At 57.8% G+C, this 16,699-nt stretch carries 17 protein-coding genes and 1 pseudogene; 1 reads left to right on the top strand and 17 read right to left on the bottom strand.

Annotated elements, in window-relative coordinates:
• Nucleotides 1–19: 19 nt before the first annotated feature.
• The 8 genes and pseudogenes from VQ071_RS19000 to VQ071_RS19040 all read right to left on the bottom strand — a co-directional run bounded on the left by VQ071_RS19000 (nt 20) and on the right by VQ071_RS19040 (nt 6,092).
• Nucleotides 20–598: a phosphate propanoyltransferase gene (locus VQ071_RS19000; RefSeq protein WP_340515722.1), complete on the bottom strand. Its 579-nt coding sequence runs from the start codon at nt 596–598 to the stop codon at nt 20–22.
• A gap of 151 nt (nt 599–749) precedes the next feature.
• Nucleotides 750–1,898, bottom strand: coding sequence for a S1C family serine protease (locus tag VQ071_RS19005; RefSeq protein ID WP_340515723.1), 1,149 nt, complete (start codon nt 1,896–1,898; stop codon nt 750–752).
• A gap of 16 nt (nt 1,899–1,914) precedes the next feature.
• Nucleotides 1,915–3,243, bottom strand: coding sequence for a zinc-ribbon domain-containing protein (locus VQ071_RS19010; RefSeq protein ID WP_340515724.1), 1,329 nt, complete (start codon nt 3,241–3,243; stop codon nt 1,915–1,917).
• A 247-nt stretch (nt 3,244–3,490) separates the two neighbouring features.
• Nucleotides 3,491–4,120 (bottom strand): annotated as a pseudogene (locus tag VQ071_RS29335) (DUF2812 domain-containing protein).
• Between the two features lie 16 nt (nt 4,121–4,136).
• Nucleotides 4,137–4,448: a PadR family transcriptional regulator gene (locus tag VQ071_RS19025; RefSeq protein WP_340515727.1), complete on the bottom strand. Its 312-nt coding sequence runs from the start codon at nt 4,446–4,448 to the stop codon at nt 4,137–4,139.
• 206 nt (nt 4,449–4,654) lie between these two features.
• A complete protein-coding gene (locus VQ071_RS19030; RefSeq protein WP_340515728.1) occupies nt 4,655–5,242 on the bottom strand; it encodes a DUF7010 family protein in 588 nt (195 codons plus the stop codon).
• 187 nt (nt 5,243–5,429) lie between these two features.
• Complete coding sequence (locus VQ071_RS19035; RefSeq protein WP_340515729.1) at nt 5,430–5,771, bottom strand: hypothetical protein; 342 nt, start codon at nt 5,769–5,771, stop codon at nt 5,430–5,432.
• Between the two features lie 33 nt (nt 5,772–5,804).
• On the bottom strand, nt 5,805–6,092 hold the full coding sequence (locus tag VQ071_RS19040) for a hypothetical protein (protein WP_340515730.1): 288 nt from the start codon (nt 6,090–6,092) through the stop codon (nt 5,805–5,807).
• A 180-nt stretch (nt 6,093–6,272) separates the two neighbouring features.
• Between VQ071_RS19040 and VQ071_RS19045 the strand changes: the two genes are divergently transcribed.
• Nucleotides 6,273–6,467 (top strand): EutP/PduV family microcompartment system protein, encoded by a 195-nt coding sequence (locus VQ071_RS19045; protein ID WP_340515731.1) that lies wholly within the window; start codon nt 6,273–6,275, stop codon nt 6,465–6,467.
• Nucleotides 6,468–7,050: 583 nt separating this feature from the next.
• On the opposite strand, the gene VQ071_RS19050 is transcribed toward VQ071_RS19045, so the two are convergent.
• The 9 genes from VQ071_RS19050 to recA form a co-directional block, all read right to left on the bottom strand.
• Nucleotides 7,051–7,923: a 2-oxoacid:ferredoxin oxidoreductase subunit beta gene (locus tag VQ071_RS19050; protein ID WP_340515733.1), complete on the bottom strand. Its 873-nt coding sequence runs from the start codon at nt 7,921–7,923 to the stop codon at nt 7,051–7,053.
• Nucleotides 7,923–9,668: a 2-oxoacid:acceptor oxidoreductase subunit alpha gene (locus tag VQ071_RS19055; protein ID WP_340515735.1), complete on the bottom strand. Its 1,746-nt coding sequence runs from the start codon at nt 9,666–9,668 to the stop codon at nt 7,923–7,925. Before VQ071_RS19055 ends, VQ071_RS19050 begins: the two co-directional genes overlap by 1 nt.
• A gap of 222 nt (nt 9,669–9,890) precedes the next feature.
• Nucleotides 9,891–10,832 (bottom strand): dipeptidase, encoded by a 942-nt coding sequence (locus VQ071_RS19060; protein WP_340515736.1) that lies wholly within the window; start codon nt 10,830–10,832, stop codon nt 9,891–9,893.
• Nucleotides 10,833–11,000: 168 nt separating this feature from the next.
• Nucleotides 11,001–11,261, bottom strand: coding sequence for a stage V sporulation protein S (locus VQ071_RS19065; RefSeq protein WP_044877525.1), 261 nt, complete (start codon nt 11,259–11,261; stop codon nt 11,001–11,003).
• 162 nt (nt 11,262–11,423) lie between these two features.
• Nucleotides 11,424–11,795 carry a hypothetical protein gene (locus tag VQ071_RS19070; RefSeq protein ID WP_340515737.1) on the bottom strand — a complete coding sequence of 124 codons (372 nt, stop codon included), beginning with the start codon at nt 11,793–11,795 and terminating at the stop codon, nt 11,424–11,426.
• A 61-nt stretch (nt 11,796–11,856) separates the two neighbouring features.
• On the bottom strand, nt 11,857–12,651 hold the full coding sequence (locus VQ071_RS19075) for a TIGR00282 family metallophosphoesterase (RefSeq protein WP_340515738.1): 795 nt from the start codon (nt 12,649–12,651) through the stop codon (nt 11,857–11,859).
• A gap of 113 nt (nt 12,652–12,764) precedes the next feature.
• Complete coding sequence (rny, locus tag VQ071_RS19080; RefSeq protein ID WP_340515739.1) at nt 12,765–14,306, bottom strand: ribonuclease Y; 1,542 nt, start codon at nt 14,304–14,306, stop codon at nt 12,765–12,767.
• A gap of 243 nt (nt 14,307–14,549) precedes the next feature.
• On the bottom strand, nt 14,550–15,536 hold the full coding sequence (locus tag VQ071_RS19085) for a regulatory protein RecX (RefSeq protein ID WP_340515871.1): 987 nt from the start codon (nt 15,534–15,536) through the stop codon (nt 14,550–14,552).
• A 96-nt stretch (nt 15,537–15,632) separates the two neighbouring features.
• Entirely contained in the window at nt 15,633–16,691 is a 1,059-nt protein-coding gene (recA, locus tag VQ071_RS19090) for a recombinase RecA (protein ID WP_340515740.1), read from the bottom strand.
• Nucleotides 16,692–16,699: the final 8 nt, after the last annotated feature.

Genomic DNA, 16,699 nt, shown 5'->3' on the forward strand with positions numbered 1-16,699 from the left:
CGTCGGATCGCGGACGCCGTCAGTCCAGCAGCTCTCCATAATCACCGGTGGAGACGCCCGCGGCATTGCCTTCATCGGTGTCGATATGCATGTCCAGCGCAAAGGAAGGCGAGACGCGCGCGATCACGTTCTCGAACACGACGCCGCGCTCTCCGCCTACGCGCACCTTGAGCAGCTGCTTGTCCGCGACGCCGAGGCGCTCTGCGTCGGTCGTATGGAAGTGGATATGGCGCGCCGCGACGATGACGCCCTCGTCGACCGTCACCTCGCCGGCCGGACCGACGATCCGCATGCCCGGCGTACCTGCGATATGGCCGGATTCCCGCACCGGCGGCTTCAGTCCGAGCGAGAATGCGTCCGTCCGCGACACCTCAAGCTGGGTCGCCTTGCGGACGGGGCCGAGAATGCGTACTTTGGGAAAAGAGCCCTTGGGGCCGAATACGGCTACTGTCTCGTTCGCCGCGAATTGGCCCGGCTGGGACAGCGGCTTCATCTCGGTCAGCTCGGCACCTTCGCCGAACAGGATGTTGACATGCTCCTGGGTCAAATGAATGTGCCTCGCGGACACGCCAACAGGTATTTGTCTGGATTCGCTCATTGGATGTTCCTTCCTTTCGCCGGCGGTGTTTGCTCATTATCTACACCCTGTCATTATATCGCAAACATCGGCCGAAGACGCAATCTGCCGCGCTTGTTCACAGGCCGTCCATACAGTTGTCGCGAATCCGTCGCATTTGCCGGGGAATGACTTATTTTACTTTTTTCCCTTTGCCGGACAAGATCTTCAGAATGCCGTTCTCCAGCCCGACCTGGTAGGTGGAGTTGTACGTACTCGAACGGTATTCGTCGCCGCCGACATCCTCCGTCGCCTCGAGCATGACGGCGACGACGGCGGACTCGGTCGTCGACGAGGTGGCGTCCAGCTTTTCAATCGCCACGTCCACGGTATTGATGTAGCCTTTGCGGAACGCCTCATAGCTCGTCTTCGACTGCCAATCGCTGCCGAGCAGGCTGTATGCCGTCACGAAGTCCTGCTGCGCGATGCTGTCGTAGAAATCTTGTAGCAGATATTCCGCTTCGGTCGCCATCGCTTCCTTCGTATAGCCGGAGGCGCCGCCCGCTTCGCCGGACGTGCTCTCCTTGACGAGCTGCTCGTCGGGATGAGCGCTCCACTCGTCAATCAGGTCGACCGCCTGCCGGATCGGAATGCTGAACCCGATCGTCCCTTCGCTGCTCGCCGCCGTATTGATGCCGATCACCTTGCCGTTGGCCCGCAGGACGAGCGGCCCGCCGCTGTTGCCGTGCGTGATGGGCGCGGAGATCTGATACAGTCCCGTGTAGCTCGTCTCCTCGACCTCGAGATCGCGGTCGACGCCGCTGACGATGCCTGTCGTCACCGTATTGTCGAGCCCGAGCGGGCTGCCGAATGCGATGACCTCGTCCCCCGTCTCCGCCTTGTACGAGATGTCGGCTTCGAGCGGCTCGCGTCCGGCCATGTCGGCGACCCGGATGAGCGCCAGATCCTTCTCGACGCTGATCCCGATCAGCTTGCCTTGATGCAGGCTCGTATCGTAACCCTTCACGGCGATATGCGTCGCGCCGGACACGACATGCGCGTTCGTCACGATATCGCCTTTGTCGTTGTAGAGGAACCCCGAGCCGGTCGCGACGCCGTCCTCGAACGTCGCCTCGATCGCGACGACCTTCTGCTGATCCTCCTTGATCCAGGCTTTCAAGTCCTTCGACTCCGGCGATACAGCCTGCGCCTCGCCCGGCTTGCCCAGCAGCGAAGCGTCCTTCACGACCGGGTCGTTCCATTGACCGTGCAGCGCATATGCCGCACCGCCCCCGCCCACCAGGATCGCGGCGGTCAATGCGATGGACAATCCCAGCTTCATCTCGCCTCGTTCCCCTCTATTCAATCTGCCACTCGATTTTCGTTACTTGGATGTCGTTCATCGTTTCTTCATTATAATAGCTTCCGTAAAACGTGCCGACTTCGCCGACACCCACATAATCGGGATAGACGTACAGCGTATCGGCATAGATCGCCGTGCCCTGCGCGTCGACGATGTCGAAGTAGACCGTGACGGCGCTGATCGGCTTGGTCGCGTTGTTCTTGATGCTGCCGCTGACGACGAAGTTGCCGTCCTCGTCATAGCTCTTGACGGCTTCGACCAGCTCTACGGCGTCGGTCCGGTTGTACAGATCCTCGGCGTCCGCCGCCTTGATCGCTTTCTCGATCCGGTCCTGCTCCGCCTGCTCGAATGCCGCCTTGCGCTCCTTTACCGTTTTTTGCAGCGCGAGCAGCTTTTCGTTTTTTTCGTCGTACTTCAGCGCGTCGGCAACGATCTGCAGCGCGGCGTCGAAGTTTTTTGAATTCAGCTTGGCCGACGCCTGGACATAGGACAGATCGGCGATTTTTTGCTTGACGAGCTGTGCGGCTTTGACCGCGTCCGGGCTATCGTACGGCGACAATCGCGCGAGCAGCGGCGTCAGGCCTTCTAGCTTCTTTTGCCCGGGCAGCTGGCTGCTTACTTGCGCCACGACGACGGACTCTTCTTTTTGCGCGGCCAGCTTCAGAATGCTGTCGATCAACGGGCCGGAACGGCCTTTCAGCGTTTTTTGCACGGCGCCGATGTCCTTGAGCGCACCGTCGTAATCCGCCGCGTCCTGCTCCGCCCGTCCGGCCGCCAGCTCGATATCGGCTTTGAGCTGGATTGCTTCCGCCAGCAGCGTCTTGTCGTCTTGGAGCGTCGCGTGCTGCGGACGCCTGCCGAGCGCGCGGTCGATCCGCTCCATGCCGCCGTCGTAGTCGCCTTCGAGCGCGAGCCGCTCCCCCTCCAGCCGCAGCGATTCGACCTGATCGTTGATCCGCTGCTGATACCAATAGTCGGCGCCAAGCCCTGCCAAGACGAGCAGCAGCGCGATGCCGGGCAGCGCCCACCGCCAAGCCGCGCCAGCGCGTCCCGTACGTGCAGGCGCGGCGGCGGGCGCGGTTACGGCTGCATCGCGCGGCGGCTGTACGGCTTCGGCGACGAGCGTCTCGGGCCGCACCCAAAGTCCCGCCTGCGCTTCGGCCGTCGCGGCTGACTCCATACCGGCTTCTTGCTCGCCTTGCTCATTTTCCGCAGAACGTTCGGGCGCTGTACCCGCTTCACCGCCGACGGTCACCGCAGCACCGCAGCTTAGACAAAACCTGCTCTCAGGCGGCAGCTGTGCGCCGCATGTCGTGCAATTCATCATCGTTCCCACCTATTGTCCGCATCGTTGTATGATTGCGTTTTTAGCTTCTATGATAATAAATACAATATATTGCATTTGCAAGTTTTAACCGGGCGAACGCGATATTGTATGCGCCTCGTTGACCCTTTCCCTGAACGACAAGTGCCGGACGCAACAAAATAGCCAAACCAAGCACGATCTTATCGCGTTGGAATGGCTTATAATGACCGCATTCATGTGGCATCTTCGTTTCCCGTCTGCCCATTCAATGAATAATTTTGTTTTTTTGCGCGAGCGTATATTGTTGGTTAGCCTTCCATGCACAATACATGTAGATGACGATCGTCGCAGGCAAGATCGCCCATATCCCGCCACGGAACAGGGCAAACGGCGTCTCAAAGAGAAAAGCCTTCCAAAAAGCCGCACCGTGCATCTCCCATAGTCCTTGTGTGTAATAAAGCGTCTTGGGATTCAGCCATACGCTGGGATCGATCATGTCGGTTGAGATGAGTGCCACCAGCACCGGAAACAGGGCAAGCGCCAACACAGCCCACATTTCCGACAATCGCTTGTAGCGGCCGGCTCTCGAATCGTCATCCGAGAAGATCTCATCGCTTCCGAACGGGGCCATCTTCTTGAAGTAATGTTAGCCCGAGCTTTTCTTACCCGCGATATGCTGCCAGCCGCAGTCTGCGAACAACAAGACGTAGTCCTCATAGTCCGCCCAGGTTTTAAAGGACCGGTAATCTACTTTGATGGTCGCGTTCTCCGGTTCGCACGGCTCAAACGAGTAGCTGAAAGACCCCTTTTTCACCAGACGGCAACCTTGCCTTGCCATGCCGTTCAACCAGTTCTCTTCCTCGTCAAAATTCGTAAAAAATTTGTACACGTTCATTCGCGGCGCCTCCGTTTCATTTGAGTACGGCGTACGTGACATCCATCATATGCCTCATTCGTTGCAGATCCAGACGCAATATGTCCAGTCCTCTGGCGGTAATGACGTATACTTTGCGCCGGCTGTCCGGGCTGGCCGCAGGCGCGATGAATTTCTGCTTCACCAGATTCTCGATCGCGCCGTACAGCGTGCCTGCAGCCATTCGAACCTGCCCGCCGCTCAGCTCCTCCACCTTTTGCATGATGAGATATCCATGGGCCGGCTCGACTACAGCCAGCAGAATGTAATACACGGTTTCGGTTAACGGCAGGTGCTTGTCTCTGTCCATGCCCATCCTCCTGGCACTATTGAACTCGTCAATATACAGTTCAACTATATAGCTACACTGTATACAGTTCTGCTGTATATTGCAACATCATTTTTCCAACAAATAAAAAAACGGCAGACCTGGATGCCATCCGCCCCGGTCTGCCGCTATTGCTATTGCTATTGCTATTGCTATTGCGATCAACCACAATACCATCATCGCTCGTACTATCGTTTTAATTGCTTAAGCATGACAGTCCAGATTCTTAGCCCCGTCACCCACAGCGTCAGCGCAGAGCCACAGCCGATAAAAACAGAAGTCGCAATCAGGTCGACATCGTTCACGGCAGCATCCGCCGGCAAAAAGAAAGTAATCACGCCCAAAACACAAAGCACAACACCAGTGCCATTATAAAATTTCTCGCGGAACAATCGAGCTAACGGGAAAAAGTGTATGCCGACAATGATCGCCATGATCGGAAAAAAGAACTCAAATTTATCGAGCGAGTTGCAAACGATGCTTGCGACACAGATGGCCAATCCTTCAAGACCGCCGATCATACCAAACCTCTTATTTAATTTTTTCCTTTGTTCTCTCTCCTCGGGCGTAGGCGTCTGGCTCAGGCTGCGAGCCTTGCCGAACAGCGATATGGCTCCGCTAAGCAAGATTAGCGTCACAATGGCTGCAAAAATAATGGACCAAGGCGCTCCGAGACCATGCGCTCCTACAATGCCAATGGACGACCACAACGCCCCAAAAAAGGTCATGAAAATTACACCGTTTGCAGCACCGATGACAGATGATTTGGATACCATTTTACGGAAAACTCCTCCAGCAAATTATTATCTCTCTGCTTATCTAATCATCCATTCTCTATATTGTCTAGTTTTCGGCAGCTCGAGAGATGTTTGTACGAATCTAAGGAAATATAGCGCGTCAAAGCTCTGTTTCAGAGTTTCTATGCAAGCCCAATATTTCAACTACTTCGACGCGTCCAATTTTTCAAGGACCCTCCATAAAATAACCGGCGACACCAATTTTAATTCGATTCACATGAACGAGGCTTCTCATCTCAGGAATGAGTATCCACATCGTTGCCGTTCCCTGTTTGGGCACGGGTGCAGTTCTATCAAGAATGATACCTCCGAATTCATCTTGAAATTCAGGATGTATCATAAACAATCCCGTTTCTTTAATGTCATCGCCCTCATATGAAAAATCGCAACGCAAACCTTGAAAAACGGTTTTTTTTCTTCCGCCTTCTGCTTGAGAAAACAATCGATAATGTACGCTGAAATCCGGAGGATGATTTCTCTTAGCTTCATATGGAGTCCATAGTTCCATTAATGAACTCTCCCTTCGAAAAATATCCGGCCATCATCCATATGGTTTAGTAGCCATCATCAAGTCGCCTTCACTTTCCAAATATCTCAGCGTACGCTCGACATCATGAATCTCGTAGCTTCTGACAATAATCATATGCGGGATAGACAACCCTGGCGGATGAATACCCGGACGCGAAAGGTTATTTTTAAGGCGATCGGGAGTGTATAATATGCTCCAACGTTTGCTGCCATCTTCAAAGGTCAGTGTGATTTCTACCCAGTTCCACTCATCTTCAGGGGCAAGAATTTCATCGTCATATTTCCAACTGATCAACTTCATTTCCTTCCCAGCCCCCTTCCGACCAATTACGCTTCAGCGTTAAGAAATTTCGTTAAAATAATAGAAAATCCTCTTTTTGAAATGCGTTAGATCTCTTGCCGGATTGCGAGGTTCAACATGTGATATTATAAAGCCGATTGAGTCTGCGTGGGACGAATCGTCCAGGGAGTTTGAACAAGAATGAAAAAAATCCTCATTATCGGAATTGTGGCCAGCGGCAAGACGACATTGGCGAAACGCCTGTCGCAAACAATTCGTGTGCCGTGGTATGAACTTGACTCCATCGTCCATCATCAAACACCCGCGGGACAGCTACAAGCCAGATATCAAGATGTTGAAAATGATGTACAAATGGACGAGAGATTTCGAGCATAGCAGAAACGATTTTGAAGCCAAGTTGAACATATTCGATGCGAAAGTAATCCGGTTAATCGATAACAATAATTTAGATTTTACGAACAGAGGATGATTATGCTAGGCGCGAGAACGTAAAAACAGTCATAACAATAACACTTGGAGGTGGAACATTGCTCCCCGCCCTTATCGATAGGGAAATTAACTTTGACCATGAGATCTGTCGATTAAGAATTTCACGTTTCCACGGTGATTACTTGATCACAGTAAATCAATACAGCGGCAATAATCGGTCGGTGCTAGACACAAAGTTTTTTCTTCACTTTGGACACCGCAACACAAGATTCAGGGAAATATACTACGCATATCTTCATCAGGGTCTAAATGAAGTAGCAAGTATATTCCGGGAGCTTGCCTTTCGACTTTTTGGTGAAGGAAACTGGTCAAATAACGACAGGAAACGTAAAGGGCTAGCTTCTATTTCGAGGATTAAAAAAGCACACTTTTTCCCGCGAATATCTCGACCCAATGAAAAATAGCGCCTCTCCATCCATCCCCTCCAAATAAGGGATTAAGATTAGATAGGCGCCTGTGTTCAATACATTTATCTGAACTCCGCCAGCAGCTTGTCGAACTCGGCTTCAGGCAGCGTGAGGTCCTGCTTCGCCAGCGCTGCTGCGCCGAAGCCTACCGCCATATCCTCGTACGACTTGCGCGTCGTGTCCTGATAGATCAGGCCCGTCAGCATGCCGTTCGTCTCCATGATCTTGGTCATGGCGGCGATGCGGTTGCTCGGATCGTAGCCCTCTCCGGCTTCACCGTCGAGGTTGACGATGTTCTCCTTGAACCAGTCGTACGTATTGACTTTGTTGAACGTAACGCAAGGCGAGAACACGTTGATCAGCGAGAATCCTTTGTGCCGGATCGCCTGCTCGATCAGCGAGGTCAGCTGCTTGAGATCGCTCGAGAACGACTGGGCGACGAAGGTAGCGCCCGCGGACAGCGCGATCTCGAGCGGCGACAGCGTCGTCTCGATCGAGCCCTCCGGCGTCGACTTCGTCTTGAAGCCTTCGGCGCTGCGGGGCGACGTCTGACCTTTGGTCAGGCCGTAGATCTGATTGTCCATGACGATATAGGTGATGTCCAGATTACGGCGAATCGCATGCACCGTATGGCCCATGCCGATCGCGAAGCCGTCGCCGTCGCCGCCGGAGGCGATGACGGTGAGCTCGCGGTTCGCGAGCTTGACGCCTTGGGCGATCGGCAGCGCGCGGCCGTGAATGCCGTGGAGGCCGTAGGCGTTGATATAGCCGGAGATGCGGCCGGAGCAGCCGATGCCGGAGATGACCGCGAGCTGCTCGGGCTCGAGGCCGACGTTGGCCGCCGCCCGCTGAATGGACGCCTGGACGGTGAAGTCGCCGCAGCCCGGGCACCAGTTCGGCTTGACATTGTTGCGGAATTCCTTGAATGTAGCCACTACAGCTTCAGCTCCTTGCATGCTTGATATACTTCGGAAGGCAGAAACGGCGTGCCGTCGTATTTAAGCAGATTCACGATCTTGTCGTGATATCCGGCGTTTTGCTTAATCAGATTGGCCAGCTGGCCCGTCGCGTTGTTCTCTAGCACGACGACCTTCTTGGCGCGCTCGAGCCACGGTGTCAGCAGGTCGCTCGGGAACGGATGCATCTGCCGCACCGTCACATGGTTCGTGGCGATGCCCTCCTGAGACAGGCGGCTCTGCGCTTCATTGATCGTACCGCCCGTGGAGCCCATGGACACGATGAGCAGGTCTGCCGGCTCGATCGGCCCGTCCGCCTTGACGGCGTCGGTAACCCGGAGCGCATTCAGCTTGTTCAGCCTCTTGTCCATCATCTTGCGGCGGTTGACCGCGCTCTCCGACGGGCGGCCTTCTTCGTCATGCTCGACGCCGGTCACATGGTGGATGCCGTGCTTGGCCCCCGGCAGCACGCGCGGCGAGACGCCGTCTTCGGTGAATTCGTAGCGCTTGAACAGTTTGTTCGGCTCGGTCGGCGCCAGCTCCTGCTCGAGCGGGATCAGCTTGCCCCGCTTGATCTCGATACGGCTGTAGTCGAGCGGCTCGCACGACTGCTTGCCGAGCGACAGCTGCAGGTCGGTCGCCACGATGACCGGCACCTGGTATTCCTCAGCGATATTGAACGCCTCGATCATATCGTAAAAGCATTCTTCGATCGTGCTCGGCGCGATGACGACCTTCGGAATCTCGCCGTGCGTGCCGTAGATGAGCGCATTGATGTCGGACTGCTCCTGCTTCGTCGGCAGGCCGGTCGACGGACCGCCGCGCTGCGTGTCGATAATGACGAGCGGTGTCTCGGTCATGCCCGACAGGCCGATCGCCTCCATCATGAGCGACAGTCCCGGACCGGCCGAAGCCGTCATCGTGCGGACGCCGCCGTAGTTGGCGCCGATCGCCATCGTGACCGCCGCGATCTCGTCCTCCGTCTGGATGACCGTGCCGCCGAACTTCGGCAGCTTTTTAATGAGATACTCCATGACCTCCGAAGCCGGCGTGATCGGATAGGCGGACATCAGGCGGCAGCCTGCCGCGACCGAGCCGAGGCCCAACGCCTCGTTGCCGATCATGAACAGCTTCTGCTTGCCGTCCGCTTCGGCCAGCTTGAACGCCTCGATCGGTCCGCCCGCCTGCGCCAGCACGAACTCGGCGCCTCGGCGCACGGCTTCGACGTTTTTCTCGACGACGGCCGCGCCCTTGCGTCCGAACTCCTCCTCGACCGCACGGTTGAACACATCGATCGGCAGACCGAGCAGCGCCCAGGACGCGCCGGAGGCGACCATATTCTTCATGAGCGACGTACCGAGCTCCTCGGCGATCGCCGTGATCGGCACCGCGAACAGCTGGGCATCCACGCCTTCGGGCACGACCGGCGAGAACTTCGCGTCTGCGACGATGACGCCGCCAGCGCGCAGCTCCCCTGCGTTCAGATCGATGCTCTCCTGGTCGAACGCGACGAGAATGTCGAGATCGTCCGAGATCGCGCGGATCGGATGCGTGCTGATGCGAATCTTGTTGTTCGTATGCCCGCCTTTGATCCGGGAGGAAAAGTGGCGGTAGCCGTACAAATAATATCCGAGCCGGTTAAGTGCGGTCGAGAAGATCCGGTCCGTGCTCTCTACACCCTCCCCCTGCTGGCCGCCGATTTTCCATGACAGTTGATCGATCAATGCTTCCATCTCCTCATGCGTATGGTGACTGTTGTATATACCGGCAAAGCATGCCGGATGCGTTATATGCTGGATCGAATTTTTCAGTAAATCCGACTTGTATGACCTAGTAAATTTTATGTTTCGTCATGTTAAATTGCAATAGTTTCGGGACATTTGTCACTATAATACTTTTTAATGTCGCCCTGCTCATTCATCTATAGCTGCTGGGAGACAGTCCAGTCATCCCAGATTGTCGGTCAGAAAACGCTTCGCATGCCCGGACAGCCAGCCGCGCACGAGCGGCTCGGGAAATCGCTTGAGCAGCGCTTCGACGAGCGCGCCATAATCGGCCGGCGTCCGCAGCCCGCGCGTATATGTCTCGATGCCGTCGAAGTCCGAGCCGAAGGCGATATGATGGGCGCCGCCCAAGGCGCACAGGTGCTCCGCGTGCCGCAGGATGTCGTCGATGGCCGCAGTACGGGAAGCATGCAGAAAAAAGGGCACAAACGTAAGCCCGACGAGACCGTTGGCAGCGATGAGCGCGCGAATCTGCCCGTCGCTTAAGTTGCGGGGGTGCGGACAGATCGCGTATGCATTGGAATGCGATGCAATGAACGGGCGCCCGGCTAGCTCGGCCACTTCCCAGAAGCCGCGCTCCGACAGATGCGATACGTCCAGCAAGATGCCCAGCGCCTCGCATTCGACGACGAGCTTGCGCCCGTCTCCGGTCAGTCCTCCGCCCCGAGGCTCCATAATCCCGTCACTGGCCCAGTTCGCCTCGTTCCAGGTGAGCCCGAGCATCCTGAGGCCGAGACGTCTGAGCAGGCGCAGCGCCCACCATTCGCCGCGCAGCGAATCCGCGCCTTCGAGCGCCAGCAGCGCTCCGGTCTCCGAAGCGTCCGGCGCCAGCACCGCCTCGACGTCAGCCGCACACTGCACATGACGCATGCCCGGCGCCGCCAGCACCTTGCTGTGGAACAGCTCCGCCTGGCGCAGCGCGCTCTCTGGTGTCCTCGGCATGGACGGCGACACCCAGATGGCGAACACCTGCAATCCGACGCTCCCCTGCGTCAGCCCGCCGGTCGTCACGTCCAGCCCGCTCCCTGCGGGCGCCGTGAGCTCCAGCGTTGAATCGCGATCGAGCTTGCTCAGCACATCGCAATGGAGATCCGCAATTCGCATTCGCATGCTTCCTCCTTCTGCCTTGGCTTATTGCGCCGCAGCAGCGCTTTTTCAGACAAAACAAAAAAACCTGCGGCGCATGTGAGAAGGCAATTCGCACGGTATCCTCCGCCGCCCGCCCCTATGCGATTGCAGGTTGATTCATACCGCTGCCCAGCCGCGGCCGGATTATCTCGGCTCGACGATCAGCTTGATGGCCGTACGGTCCTCTCCGTCGATGACGATATCCGTAAAGGCAGGTATGCATATCAAATCTACGCCGCTCGGCGCGACGAATCCTCTCGCGATCGCCACGGCCTTGACGGCCTGATTGAGCGCACCCGCGCCGATCGCCTGCAGCTCTGCCCCTCCACGCTCACGTAGCACCCCTGCCAATGCGCCTGCGACGGAGTTTGGGTTCGACTTTGCAGATACCTTTAATACATCCATGACCAGTTCCTCCTCGGGGTAAGGATGGGCTTACTAACCGATCATATTCGGGGGGGAGCCGATTCATTCCTGCATGTGACGAGCGGCTTGGTGCCGAAGCACGCGGCATACAAAAAACCGCCGAAGCTCCGTCTGCAAAGGAGCCTCGGCGGCGATAAATATTCAGGCGCGGAGGGACTCGCCTAGCGCTTCTCGTCGTGCAGGCGATGACCACTTCTGGCGCGCCATCTCGCCGATCGCCTCTCCTGGGGCAGGCGATGGCCACTTCTGGCGCGCCATCTCGCCGATCGCCTCTCCTGGTGCTGGCGATGGCCATTTCTGGCGCGCCATCTCGCCGATCGCCTCTCCTGGTGCAGGCGATGGCCACTTCTGGCGCGCCATCTCGCCGATCGCCTCTCCTGTTGCAGGCGATGGCCACTTCTGGTGTGCTATCTCGTCGATCGCCTCTCCTGGTGCAGGCGATGGCCACTTCTGGCGCGCTATCTCGTCGATCGCCTCTCCTGGTGCAGGCGATGACCACTTCTGGCGCGCCATCTCGCGGGTCGCCCCTCCTGGTGCAGGCGATTCGCCCAAGAATGCAGCGACCTCACCCGGCTTATGCCGATATCCAGCTGTCTTCGTCCACACGGATCGTCCGTACGCTAACCGCCCGACCGGTCGACTCGTCGATATCGACGAACAATCCGTTCAGATGCCACTTCGTCTCGGCCACCTGGAACCTGGCGGGCATGCCGGTGATGAACTTGCGGATGACGGTCTCCCTCTCCATGCCGAGGACGCCGTCACGTGGGCCCGTCATCCCCGCATCGGTAATATAAGCCGTTCCTTCCGGCAGGATGCGGTCGTCGTTCGTCTGAACGTGAGTATGCGTCCCGAGCACAACCGAAGCGCGTCCGTCCAGATGCCAGCCCATCGCGATTTTCTCGCTCGTCGCCTCGGCATGGAAGTCGACCAGAATACACTTCGTCTTGCGACGCAGCTCGTCAATAATCTCATCGGCCTTGCGGAACGGACAGTCCGATGGCGGCAGGAAAGTCCGCCCGATCAGATTCACGACGCCCAGCTCTCTGCTGCCGCTCTTGATGATCGTATAGCCGCGGCCCGGCGTCCCCGGCGGCAGGTTGGCCGGCCGAATCATGCGGGCTTCGTCGTCGATAAATTCGAAGATCTCCTTGTTGTCCCATGTATGGTTGCCCATCGTGATGCCCTGCACGCCCGCTGCGAACAGCTCGCGTGTGATGGCCGCGTTTATGCCTCGTCCGGCTGCGGCATTTTCGCCGTTCGCGATGACGATATGCGGCTGATATTTATCTTTTAGCCAGGGTAGCAGCCGCTTGACGGTGTCCCGCCCGATGCTGCCGACGATATCCCCGATGAACACGACTTTCATAATATCCACCTTTCTCCGGATGCCGGCGCGCCGTCCGGCCAGCCGTTAAAAACTCCGTATAACGGGAGAAGTGGCCGCCAATTTGACGGCCACTCCCAGCGTATAATTTTGCTTTATTTGGCGTACTCGACCGCTCGCGTCTCGCGAATGACCGTGACCTTGATATGGCCCGGATAGTCGAGCTCGCTCTCGATCTTTTTCGTGATGTCGCGGGCGAGCCTGAAGGCTTCCCCGTCGTCTACCTTCTCAGGCTGCACCATGACGCGAACCTCGCGTCCTGCCTGGATGGCGTAAGACTTCTCGACACCGTCGAACGATTCCGAGATCGCCTCCAGCTTCTCCAGCCGGCGAATGTACGTCTCAAGCGTCTCGCGACGCGCGCCCGGACGGGCGGCGCTGAGCGCATCGGCTGCGCCGACCAGCATCGCGATGACCGAGGTCGCCTCCACGTCGCCGTGGTGGGATGCGATACTGTTGATGACGACCGGATGCTCCTTGTATTTCTTCGCCAATTCAACGCCAATCTCGACGTGCGAACCTTCCACTTCGTGGTCGAGCGCCTTGCCGATATCGTGCAGCAAGCCGGCGCGTCTGGCTAGGGAGACATCCTCTCCAAGCTCGGCAGCCATCAGTCCGGTCAGATAAGCGACCTCCATCGAGTGCTTCAGCACGTTCTGGCCGTAGCTCGTGCGGAACTTCAGGCGGCCGAGTATCTTGATGAGATCCGGATGGAGACCGTGAACGCCCACTTCGAAGGTTGCTTGCTCTCCGTATTCGCGAATTCGCTCGTCCACCTCGCGGCGGGACTTGTCCACCATCTCTTCGATGCGGGCCGGATGAATCCGGCCGTCCGCGACGAGCTTCTCGAGGGCGGTGCGTGCGATCTCGCGGCGAATCGGGTCGAAGCCCGACAGGATAACCGCCTCCGGCGTATCGTCGATGATCAGGTCGATACCCGTGAGCGTCTCCAGCGCACGGATGTTGCGGCCCTCGCGGCCGATGATCCGGCCCTTCATCTCTTCGTTCGGCAACGTCACGACGGATACCGTCGTCTCCGCCACGTGGTCCGCGGCGCAGCGCTGAATCGCGAGCGAGATGATGTCGCGGGCGCGCTTGTCGCCTTCTTCCTTCGCCTGCTGTTCGATGTCCTTGATCAATTGAGCGGTCTCGTGCCGCACTTCCTGCTCGACCGTCGACAGAATCAGCTGCTTGGCATCTTCCATCGTCAGGTTCGAGATGCGTTCGAGCTCCGTAATCTGCTGCTTATGAAGCGTCTCGATCTGTTCTTGGGTCTCTTCGATTCGTTTCTCTTTGTTGGCGACTTGCTCCTCCTTGCGTTCCAGCTGCTCCAGCTTGCGGTCCAGCGATTCTTCCTTCTGAACCAGCCGGCGTTCCTGCCGCTGAATCTCGTTGCGGCGCTCTCTAATATCGCGTTCCGCTTCGTTCCGGAGCTTGTGCACCTCGTCTTTGGCTTCCAGTACCGTTTCCTTGCGGAGAGCGTCGGCTTCCTTTTTTGCATTTTCTACAATCTGTTTAGCCGCCTCTTCAGCGCTGGAAATTTTGGCTTCCGCAATAGACTTGCGTACGACATAACCGATCCCAAAGAAAAGCACGCCAACAACGATGACGATCAAGACCCAGAGTCCACTGTTCATGGTCTTCACCTCCTCGTTGCATCACCAAGGGCAAATCTTGGGACACCTATTTAATTGTGCTCCGGCTTCAGAGCCGTTCCGTAGACATGTGTAAATCGTCGAAAAATCACTTTCCGAATCATTTTTTGGAAGGAAAAAGAATCGGAATCGCGATGATGGAATACTCATTCATTGTATCTTTTGTGAAAATGGATTGTCAAGCAAAGCCGGGACCGCCTAGCGGCGCCCGAATCCGCTCTCTATTCACTGAAAATCTTCGCCGTCCGGGCTATCGTCCATTCCGTCCCAGTCGCCTTCATCGGTCACGCTCTCGGAGGCCAGCCGTACCGCCTCGCGGGCAGTTGAACCGGGGAAGCCTCTGCGCAGCAGCATGTTCATCAGCTTCATCTGGCGCTCTCGCTCGCTCTTGCCCTTCACCGACGGCCATCTCTTCTTGGCCAGCGCGAGCGCCGATGCCCGCTCCGCGTCCTCGTCCAGCCCGCGGATCGCCTCGTCGATCTGAAGTTTGTCGACGCCGCGCTGCATCAGCTCCTGGCGAATCAGGCGGCTTCCCTTTTTATGCCCTGTTACCCGCTGCTCCGCAAAGCGCTGCGCGAACACGGCGTCGTTCACATAGCCTTGGCGGACGACCCGTTCGAGACAGCCCGCGATTGCATCGGTCGAGTACCCTTTGCGCGCGAGCCCGCGGCGCAGCTCGGTTTGCGTGCGGGTTTTGAACTCCAGCATATACAGCGCCGACCGGTAGGCCTCCTCCTTTTCTTGCTCCTTGCGCAGCATCGCCCATTCCTCCGGCGACAGTCTCCTGCCTTTGAGCAGCCGCCAGGCGACGAGCGTATCCTCGTGGATGCTCAGCATCGCCTCCTCGGACGCTCCCTCGGACGCTCCCTCGACCGCTACCGCCAGCTTGTACATGGACGGCCGCTTCGGATCGGCCTCGACGGCCGTGATGACCGCTGCGGCCGGTACGCCATCGTCCGGCCCATCATCCGGCTCGACCGGATTCGCCGGCGCCGCCTGCTTCCGCTTGGTCCCGCCGGCCGACGCCCGCGACTTGGCGCCCCCTCCGTTCCCGCCGAACGATGCGCGCGGCTTGGCGCTCCCCCTGCTCCCGCCGATGGTTGGGCGCGGAGACGTATCCGCCGCCTTCTGGTCGGCTTGCAGGCGCTCCCAGTCTGCCTCCTCGGATATGTCGACGATGCGCTCGTCCGAGTTCGCTTCCTTATTGTTCATGACCAATGCCGATCAGTCTCCTCTCTTCCGTCGCCCCGCGCAGGACGACATACGACAAAAAGGCATCCGCATTAGCGGACGCCCTTCGGCCGATGCTTATTCAAGTTCAAATTCGGGCTCGTCCTCGTCTTCATCTGGCTGCGCGGCATTCGCGCTCGCCGCCACGGCCACCTCGTTCAGCGTCGCTTCGCGAATCTGACGTTCGATCTGGCCGGTTATATCTGCATGATCCTTCAAATATTGCTTCGAATTCTCCCGTCCTTGACCAAGGCGCTCGCCACTGTACGAGAACCAGGCGCCGCTCTTCTGCACGATATCCAGCTCGACGCCGATATCGATGATGCTGCCTTCGCGCGAGATGCCTTCGCCGTACATAATGTCGACTTCGGCCTGCTTGAATGGCGGCGCCACCTTGTTCTTCACGACCTTGATACGCGTGCGGTTGCCCACGACATCGTTGCCCTGCTTGATCGACTCGATCCGGCGCACGTCCAGACGTACGCTGGCGTAGAACTTCAGCGCGCGGCCGCCGGGCGTCGTCTCGGGATTGCCGAACATGACCCCGACCTTCTCGCGAAGCTGGTTGATGAAGATCGCGATCGACTTGGACTTGCTGATGGCGCCGGACAGCTTGCGCATCGCCTGGGACATCAGACGCGCCTGCAGGCCGACGAACGAGTCGCCCATATCGCCCTCGATCTCCGCCTTCGGCACGAGCGCCGCGACCGAGTCGACGACAACGATGTCGACCGCGCCGCTGCGCACGAGCGCCTCGGCGATCTCCAGCGCCTGCTCGCCGGTATCCGGCTGGCTCAGCAGCAGCTCGTCGATGTTGACGCCCAGGTTGCGAGCGTAGATCGGATCGAGCGCATGCTCCGCGTCGATGAAGGCGGCTTGTCCGCCGGCCCGCTGTACCTCGGCGATCGCGTGCAGGGCGACAGTCGTCTTGCCCGAGGATTCGGGTCCGTATACTTCAATAATGCGGCCCCGCGGGAATCCGCCGATTCCCAGGGCGATATCCAAAGCCAGCGCTCCGCTGGAATAAGTCTCAACTTGGAGGTTGGTTTGCTCTCCCAATTTCATAATCGAACCTTTGCCGAATTGCTTCTCAATCTGGCGCAGAGCCATCTCTAATGCGGCGCGACGATCGGACAACACACCCA

Origin of the sequence: Cohnella sp. 56, from assembly GCF_037963805.1 — a bacterium.
Lineage (GTDB): Bacteria > Bacillota > Bacilli > Paenibacillales > Paenibacillaceae > Cohnella.